At 70.6% G+C, this 8261-nt stretch carries 8 protein-coding genes; 1 reads left to right on the top strand and 7 read right to left on the bottom strand.

Annotated features, from left to right (window positions below):
- The 7 genes from merA to RB146_10525 all read right to left on the bottom strand — a co-directional run.
- A partial coding sequence (gene merA / locus RB146_10555; protein ID MDQ7829416.1) for a mercury(II) reductase occupies positions 1-1434 on the bottom strand: 1434 nt, incomplete at its 3' end.
- Positions 1320-1898 carry a heavy metal-responsive transcriptional regulator gene (locus tag RB146_10550; protein ID MDQ7829415.1) on the bottom strand — a complete coding sequence of 193 codons (579 nt, stop codon included), beginning with the start codon at positions 1896-1898 and terminating at the stop codon, positions 1320-1322. The genes RB146_10550 and merA, both read right to left, overlap by 115 nt.
- Before the next feature lie 9 nt (positions 1899-1907).
- On the bottom strand, positions 1908-2570 hold the full coding sequence (merB, locus tag RB146_10545; protein MDQ7829414.1) for an organomercurial lyase: 663 nt from the start codon (positions 2568-2570) through the stop codon (positions 1908-1910).
- 760 nt (positions 2571-3330) lie between these two features.
- Entirely contained in the window at positions 3331-3696 is a 366-nt protein-coding gene (locus RB146_10540) for a VOC family protein (GenBank protein MDQ7829413.1), read from the bottom strand.
- 115 nt (positions 3697-3811) lie between these two features.
- Positions 3812-5563, bottom strand: coding sequence for a signal peptide peptidase SppA (sppA, locus tag RB146_10535; protein MDQ7829412.1), 1752 nt, complete (start codon positions 5561-5563; stop codon positions 3812-3814).
- Positions 5564-5732: 169 nt separating this feature from the next.
- Positions 5733-6683: an alcohol dehydrogenase catalytic domain-containing protein gene (locus tag RB146_10530; GenBank protein ID MDQ7829411.1), complete on the bottom strand. Its 951-nt coding sequence runs from the start codon at positions 6681-6683 to the stop codon at positions 5733-5735.
- A 5-nt stretch (positions 6684-6688) separates the two neighbouring features.
- Complete coding sequence (locus RB146_10525; protein ID MDQ7829410.1) at positions 6689-6925, bottom strand: hypothetical protein; 237 nt, start codon at positions 6923-6925, stop codon at positions 6689-6691.
- Positions 6926-7048: 123 nt separating this feature from the next.
- Here RB146_10525 and RB146_10520 point away from each other — a divergent pair, with 123 nt between their 5' ends.
- Complete coding sequence (locus RB146_10520; GenBank protein MDQ7829409.1) at positions 7049-8029, top strand: DinB family protein; 981 nt, start codon at positions 7049-7051, stop codon at positions 8027-8029.
- The last annotated feature ends 232 nt before the right edge of the window (positions 8030-8261 follow it).

The following is an 8261-nucleotide window of genomic DNA, read 5'->3' as shown; positions in this document are numbered from 1 at the left end:
TGAGAGTTTCTCGACGTCCTTAAAGCAGGAGAGGGCGGCGATCTTAAGTGCTTCCGCCATCGTCGGGTAGACGTGGATCATGTCAATAAAGTCGTAGACCGTTGCCCTGAACCGTAAGGCCATCGCCGCCTCATGGATCACCTCACCCGCATCCCGGCCGACGATAGAGACTCCCAGTACCTGCTTCGTGTCCCAGTCGAGGACCATCTTGATCAGACCGCGGGTGTCGCGGATCGCGCCGGCACGGGGGACGACCCGCATGGGCACGGTCCCGCAGTTGCATCGGTGGCCGCGCCGGTTAGCTTCCTCGTCCGTCAGCCCGACCGTCGCGACCTGGGGGTCGGTGAAGATCGTCCGCGGGATGACCGTGTGGTCCACTCTGTGCCTTTCCCCATTGAGCGCGTTCACGGCAGCGATGACACCGTCGTGGGCGCCGACCGGCGTGGCGAGCTGGCTGCCGGTGTGCGGGCCGATCACGTCGCCGGCGGCCCAGATATTCGGGACGTTTGTCCGGAGGTATTCGTCGACGAGGATGAAGCCGTGCTCGTCCGCCTTCACCCCGACGTGCTCAAGCCCGATCGCGTCCGTGTTCGGCTGCCGGCCAGTCGCCACAAGCAGGCGGTCCGCCTCGTACCTGGCCTGTGTTCCGGCGGTCTCACCGATCGCCGCGATACGGCTCCCGACGCGTTCGACCCGGCCCACCGTAAGGTTCGTCACGATGTTGACGCCTTCGGCCCGCAAGATCTCCGTCAGAGCAACTGAGACCTCCGGCTCATACGCAGGCAGGATCCGAGGACTGCGTTCGAGGACGGTGACTGCGCTCCCCAGCCGCTGAAAGAGCTGGCCGAGTTCCAGGGCGATATATCCCCCGCCGATGATGAGCAGGGAGCGAGGCAGTTCCCAGAGCTCCACCGCTTCATCCGCAGCAAGCAGGTCAGAGGTCAGGTAGGGCACCTGGTCGAGCCCGGCGATGGCCGGGATGATCGGCCGGGATCCGGTGGCAATGAGGTAGTGGTGACCGCGGAGTTTCCGGCCGTCGACTTCGACGGTGCCGTCCGGAGCGAAGCCCGCCTGTCCCGTGTGGACCGCAATCCGACCCGCGTCGGCGACGACGGACTGGTACTTCTTGTCGCGAAAGTCATCGATGATCTCGTCCTTCTGGCGGATGAGTGCCGGGAAGTCGATGTCCATGCCTCGCGACAGCAGGCCAGGGAAACGCGGCCGGGTCGCCTCCCAGTAGACCCGCGCCGCCTCAATGAGGTTCTTGCTGGGAAGGCATCCCCGGTTGACGCACGTTCCGCCCAGAACGCGTGACTCCGTCATGACCGCGGTCTTCCCCAGTTCGGCCGCCCGGATGGCCGCGGCGAAGGCCGTCGTTCCGGAGCCGAGGATGACGAGGTCGTAGGTCTCTTCGGCTGCGCTGTCTCTACCCATCCCGATATCCCCCGGACTCTCGTCCGTCCACTGTTTAGTGAGCGGACGGGTTTCTGGAAGCTCTGAATGATCGCGAAGCAGGGGCACTCCTCGACCGTCCGGACGCCTGGTGATACCTCCGCTTTCAGCAGGCGCCGCAGCCGCCGGAGGTCTCCCCGGATCCGCTCGAGCTGGGCAATTTGACCCTCTACCTTGGTGAGGTTGTCAGTCACCAGGGCGAGCACGTGCTCGCAGGGGGCCGCGCCCTCGTCCCGAACGGCCAGGATGCGGCGGATGTCTGCGAGGGACATGCCGAGGGCCTTGGCCCGGCGGATGAAGTGCAGACGATTGACGGTGTCCTCTTCATACATCCGGTAGCCGGCAGCGGTGCGCCCACTCGGGCGGACGAGCCCGACCCGGTCGTAGTACCGGAGGGTCTTGGCCTCGAGGCCGGCGAGATTTCCCAAACGTCCGATCGTGAGCATGGGATCCTCCTAGCGACGGTCCCCCAAACCGAGGGCGTGGCCGAAATTCCGCGCATTCGTGACCTGCCCGAGTGTGAATGCTTCGTCCAGAGAAAGCAGAAAAGTTCCGGGATGGCGCGAGAGCCAGGCCTCTGCAGCCTCGGTGTCGCGGAAGAAATAGACAAAGTGGCAGAAGTTCACAATGACGTTCCGGTCGAAGGTCCGGTCGGGCGCGAGGAAGGAAACGACGACGGTGGGCGGCGCGACGTTCCGGATGCCCTCCGGACCGACCTCCAAGGAGATCCGCGCTTTCGTCACGGGGCAGACCGATTCCACGGCCGCCGTCTTACCCAGGATGCCGGGGATGAACAGGCTATCCCAGGCACACCAGGTGTAGAGCGTTCTTCCGTCAATCGTAAAGTGGTGGGGTGGCATCTCGGCCACCGTGAGGCCGCCGAAGCCGATGACCGCGCCGTGGTCGTCCCGGAAGAGGGGCCACTTCGGGATGGTAGCCTCTACTGTGGCTTCGGGCAGGCTGACGGCATCCGCGACGCGCTTGAGGGGAACCGGGGTCCCTTTGCTCAGCAACCGGTATAGGGCGACCGCCACCTCCTGGCCCCTGGCGTCAAACCGGGGGACGGTCCCGACGATCTTGTCCGCCAGGTCCGCGGTTTTGGATGTCGTTTGGTGCATTTCATGAACCCCCTACGGGGCTGCCATGATGCGCTCAGCTAGCCCATTCTAAACCTTAAACCCAGGTTCAAGGTCAACAAACTCTTAGCACTCGTGTGGCGCCGTTAGATCAGCACCCGTTTTCTGATGCGGTCGCCCCAGCTCTGGAGAAGGAGTTCGAGTCCAGACTCGAAGACATCCGGATCGCAGTCAGCCGAAAGACCGATCGCAACCCCTCGTGGCAGGGGGCAGCCGAGGACGTGCGCGGGGTCGGAGTTTCGGCCGCGACAGGTTGATCTGCTCCATGCTTCACTGATGAAGTGGACATCGACGTAGGGTGGCGGGTAGCAGACGGTGGGCCACTTACGCCGCGCCTGATTCTTCGGCTGGAGCGGTCATGACAAATGCGGTGGTGGGTCAATTTGACCCACTGCCCGGAGGCGCCCATGCGGGTTTCTCGGTTGGTCGCGGGCACACGTTCGGGGGGCAGGGCATCAAGCCACCCTCCCCGTCCGGATGAAGTCAGCCACAATATAAGACGCCCTCCCGGCACCACGAACTCCCCTGTTATCGGCTGTTCACTTCCTCGGTTTGGCGTGTGCCACCTCCCCCCGTGGGAGGCCCCCTCGGTCATAACGACGCGCACCTCGCGGTCCTGCAGTTGCTGCACCTCGCGGCGGAAGCCGCACCGGACCAGCGCCATCCACACCACCCCCGGGCATGATGCTGCAGCCTGTGCGCCCGGCCCGGGCAAGAATACCCAAGCTGTGGCGCGGTGGGCTCAACCTTCCGGCTCCAGCAGTTCCAGCCGGTTGCCGAAAGGGTCCGCCGTGTACAGACGCCGGAAACCGGGCAGGGGCGCGTCCTCGACCACCGCGGCACCATGCTCCTGCAGGCGTCGGCGCCACGCCTCGAGGTCGGTCACCTCGAGGGCCACGTGCGCCTTGCGTGCCGGGCGGAAGTCCTGCTCCATCCCGATGTGGAGCTCCAGCCCCCCGCAACGGAACCAGACGCCTCCGCGAGCCGCGAGGTGAGGCGGCTTGGGAATCTCCTCCAACCCCAGCAGGTCACCGTAGAAGCGGCGGGCGGCCTCCTCGCACTTCGGCGGGGCCGCGATCTGGACGTGGTGGATGGCGCGCGCCCGCATGCCCCTCCCCCAAGTCGGTTTCACGGACACTGACTGGACGTCGACCCGTCCATCACCCTTCGCTACATCCCTCCTGACTGCTCGCGGCGCGCGCCGGGCAGTCGCCTCAACCACCTCATCCGTCCACCCCCCGGAACGTGCCTTGGGTGGGCATGAGCAGCCATGCCGGCTCCGCCAGCAGCCGCCCTACCGCCGCCAACGCCTCACCCCACGCCTCCGGGCCGACGGGCAGGCCGACAGTGCGGGGGGGAAGGACCGTCACCACCGGGACGTCGACCTCGGGCGGGATCCCGGCCAGCTCGCGCGCCGTGCGCACCGCCGCCTCGAAGTCGCCCAGCTCGTCCACCAGGCCGTGGCTCAGCGCCTGCGCGCCCGTCCACATCCGCCCGCGGGCCACCGCCTCCATCGCCTCGGGCGTCAAGCGCCGCCCCGCCGCCACCCGGGCCTTGAAGCGCGCGTAGACCTCGTCCATCCACCGGCGCAGGGCCGCCCACTCCCGGTCGGTGTACGGCACGGTTGCCGACGGCATGGTGGCCGTCGCGCCCAGCGCGATCACCTCGGGGCGCACGCCCGCCTTCGCCGCCAGCTCCCGCACGCTGAACTTCCCGGCGACGACGCCGATCGACCCGGTGAGCGTGGTGCGCGCGGCGACGATCCGGCGCGCTGCGCAGCTGACGTAGTACCCGCCCGATCCGGCAACGCTGCCCATGTGCACCACCACGGGCTTGCGCCGGTTCACCCGCTCCACCTCGCGCCAGATGAGGTCGCTGGCCACCGCCGACCCACCCGGCGAGTCCACGTGGAAGACGACCGCTGCCACCCGGTCCATGCGCTCGGCCGCCCGGAAGGCCCGGGCCACCGTCTCGTGTCCCGCCAGGCGTCGGCCGAGCAGCGGCAGGGGGATGGGGAGCTCGCGGCTCTCCCCCGGCACGATCGCCCCGACCAGCTGGACGACCGCGATGGCGCGCCCCTGGCGGTCCCGCCGGCGCACCGGCACGGGGAGGCGTCGGGCGACCTGCTCCCACGGTTGCAGGCGCGCCGAGCGGCCGTTCCGGCCGAGCAGGCGGGGGAGGTCGTCCTCGAAGGCGACGAGGTCGACCAGGCCGCGCGAGCGCGCCGCCTCCGCCGACAGCAGGCCCTCGTCCACGGCCTCGCGCACCCGCTCCGGCGCGAGGCCCCGCGAGCTGGCCACTGCCGTGACGATGTGGTCGAAGACGTCGGTGAGGAGGGCAGTGAGCATCTCGCGCTGCGGCGCCGGCATCTCCGGGTAGAGCCAGCGGTTGGCGGCGGTCTTGTACTCGGCGATGTGGTGGAACTGCGGCAGCACCCCCAGCCGGTCGAGGGCGGCGCGCAGGAAGGGCACCTCGGTGCGCGGGCCGAGGAGGGCGAGTTCAGCGCTCTCCGGCACGACCAGCCGGTGGGCGGCGCTGGCGACGTAGTACGCGGGGAGGTCGGCCATGGGCAGGTAGGCCGCGAGGTGCTTCTCTGAGGCGCGGAAGGCTTCGAGGGCCGCACGCAGGGCCTCCAGGGCGCCGAAGCCGGCCTGCAGGTCGTGCACCTTCAGCACGACGCCGTCCACCCGCGGGTCCGCGGCCACCCGGCGCAGGCGCGCCCGCACCTCCTCCAGGCTGAGCGCCGGTTTGCGGCCCAGCCACCGGTGGAGCCGGGGCACGCGCTCGTGGCGCTCGGGCAACGGCCCGCTCACGTCCAGGACGACGAAGTCCGGGGCGGGCAGCAGGCCGACCAGCAGGTTCCGCACCGCCTGCAGCGCCTGACCCGCGGCCTGGGCGAGGATACCGGCCAGGGAGGGGACGTGCGCTCGTCGACGTCCGGCTCGTCCAGGCTCTGGCGTGTGACGATCAGCCACCGACCGGCCTCCCTCGGGTCACAGGCGCCACATGCCCCGCTGCCTGCAGTCATCCTCCTCCCTTCCGTGAGTCTTGCCCGGCCTCCTGCGCAGGACCGTTGCGACACTGCCGAGCTCGTGCTGCGTCAGGATTCCGCACGCCGGGGGCGGCGGCCGCCGCCTGCGGCACTCACGGCACCAGGACGAGACGGCCCAGCACCCTGCCCTGACGGACGCGACGGAGCGCCTGGTTGGCCTCCGCCAGCGGCATCGGCTCTACGTGCCAGGTCACGGCCCCCCGCCGGGCCAGGTCGACGACCGTACGCAGCTCCTCCAGGGACCCCCAGACCGACGTCGTGGCGTGGACCTCGGGCGGGAGCGTGTCGAAGCCGACGGTGATGCGCCCGCCGCCTGCGCCCACCTGGACGATGATCCCGCCCGGCTGGACCGCTGCGGCCGCCAGGGCCAGGGTGCGGCGCGTCCCGACGAAGTCGAAGACCGCACGCGCCTGCGGCATCGAGGCCGCCTCATCGGGCCGCCGCGCCTCGTCGGCGCCCAGCTCCGCGGCCCGCCGGAGCTTGGCAGGGTCGCGGTCGACGGCCACGACCCGCACCCGCGCCATCACCCTCAGGTACTGCAGGGCGAACTGGCCGAGGCCGCCGATGCCGATCACCAGGGCCGTGTCGTGCTCGGTGAGCCAGGGCAGGGCGCGCCGTACGGCGCGGTAGGGGGTGAGGCCGGCGTCGGCCAGCGGTGCGGCGCGTACCGGGTCGAGGTTGCCCAGCGGAATCAGGTACCGTCGGGACGGCACCACCATCCACTCGGCGTAACCGCCGTCGGCGCCCCAGCCCGCCTCGACCGCGTCGGGGCACAGCTGCTCCTCGCCCCGCCGGCACCAGGCGCACGTGCCGCACCCCCAGGCGGCGTAGACCAGGACAGGGCCCATCTCCGGGGCCTCTCCGGCCACCTCGTGCCCCAGGACGAGGGGCAGCCGGATGCCGCCGAAGGCGCCATCGGCGATGTGCACGTCGCTGTGGCACACGCCGGTGGCGAGCACCCGGACCAGGACCTGCTCGCCCCGCGGGACCGGCCGGCGCCGCTGCACGAGCCGGAGAGGCTGGCGGAAGCGGACAAGCACCATCGCCCTCATCGGGGTGAGGGCCGGTCGAGGCCGTGAAAGCGCGTTTGGAAGAGTACTCCCGCGCCGATGGCGAAGGCGACCCAGGGGCCGACGTAGAGCGCCGTGGCCCGTCCGCCGATGATCCGCCGCGCCATGAGCATCGTCGGGACGCAGGTGCCGCCCGCGCCCCGCAGGCAGGTGAAGGCCGGCCCGGGGGCGAGCCCCAGCTCCAGCGTGGCATAGGTCAGGGGGACTATGCACACTCCTGCATATGTGTTCCCGCCCGGTGACGGGCAGGTCAAGGTTCAGCGGAGGGGGTAGGATAGAGCCATCGCCTGGATGGGCAGCCACGCCACCGACCGGACGGGTCGGGAAGGGAGAGCCCCATGCTCACGGTCCGCGGACTCCTGCGGGTGCAGCTCGACGAGACCTTCGCCCGCGAGGGCTGGCACCCGCCGCTTGCCACCGCCGTGCACGGCCTCACCGCGGCCCAGGCCGCCTGGAAGCCGGCGCCGGAGCGTCACTCCATCTGGCAGATCGTGCGCCACGTCATCCACTGGAAGCGCGGCGTGCTGCGGGCGCTGGAGGGGGACCCGCCCGACTACGAGCGGATGACGGCCGAGGACTGGGCGGAGGTCTCAGGCGACCAGGCAGCCTGGGAGGCGGACGTGCGCGCCCTCCAGGAGCTCTACGAGGCGTTCGGCCGGCTCCTGGAGGCACTGGGGGAGGACGGGGTGCAGCGGGCCGTCCAGGCCTACCGCCAGTCTTCAGGCCCCACCCCGGTGGCCCGCCGCTTGCTGAACGCGTTCACCCACGATGCCTACCACACCGGGCAGATCCAGTACCTGCGAGCCCTCCAGGGCATCCCGCTCGACCGGCTGATGACCGCGGCCTGGGACGGCCTCGGCGACCGTCTGGCGCAGGTCCTCGACCAGGCCCCCGCTCTCGTCCACGCCTACAACGGCGACGGGTGGAGCGCTCTGCACATCGCGGCGCACGCCGGACAGGCCGAGGCGGTGGCGATGCTGCTGGACCGCGGAGCGGACCTGGACGCCCGCTCGCGGAACGCCCAGGCCAACACGGCCCTCCATGCGGCGATCGCCGGGTGGCGGAGCGACCGCCGGACCGCCGTGGTCGACCTCCTGCTCGGGCGCAGCGCCGACCCGAACGCCCGAGATGCCCGGGGCAACACGCCCCTGCACCTGGCGGCGCACGAGGGTGACGCGGCGGTGGCCGGTCGGCTCCTGTCCGCCGGCGCGGATGTGCACGTGCGGCGCGCCGATGGCGCCACCCCCGTGGAGGTCGCGGACGCCCGGGGACACACGGCGGTCGCCGACCTGCTGCGCGCCCGCGCCGCAGCCGACTAGGCCCGACCCGCGTCCCCGGCCGGTGCCGCCCGCCGGTGTGATCCGGCGCACAGCGCTCGGTGGGTGTGGACAGCGTCACACCGCGGCCGTAGCCTGCGGCAACGCCTCCCCGGCGGCCTCCGGGGTACAGTGCCTCCAACGGCAGACCCGGAGGCATGGCGATGCGGCTGGCAACCATGGCGCTCCTGACGTTGGTCCTGGTGGCGGGCGCCGCCCGCCCGGGTGAGGGCGG

The sequence above is a fragment of the Armatimonadota bacterium genome, from assembly GCA_031081585.1.
Taxonomy (GTDB): Bacteria; Sysuimicrobiota; Sysuimicrobiia; order Sysuimicrobiales; family Humicultoraceae; genus Geohabitans; species Geohabitans tengchongensis.
The sequence above is the reverse complement of the archived record's forward strand: the minus strand, read 5'-3'. Positions and strand labels throughout refer to the sequence as shown.

Bases quoted from the DNA above. Each gene is read 5' to 3' on its own strand.
- RB146_10550 (MDQ7829415.1), bottom strand. From the start codon at position 1,898: ATGCTCACGATCGGACGTTTGGGAAATCTCGCCGGCCTCGAGGCCAAG.
- merB (MDQ7829414.1), bottom strand. From the start codon at position 2,570: ATGCACCAAACGACATCCAAAACCGCGGACCTGGCGGACAAGATCGTC.
- RB146_10540 (MDQ7829413.1), bottom strand. From the start codon at position 3,696: ATGCGGGCGCGCGCCATCCACCACGTCCAGATCGCGGCCCCGCCGAAG.
- RB146_10530 (MDQ7829411.1), bottom strand. From the start codon at position 6,683: ATGGTGCTTGTCCGCTTCCGCCAGCCTCTCCGGCTCGTGCAGCGGCGC.
- RB146_10520 (MDQ7829409.1), top strand. From the start codon at position 7,049: ATGCTCACGGTCCGCGGACTCCTGCGGGTGCAGCTCGACGAGACCTTC.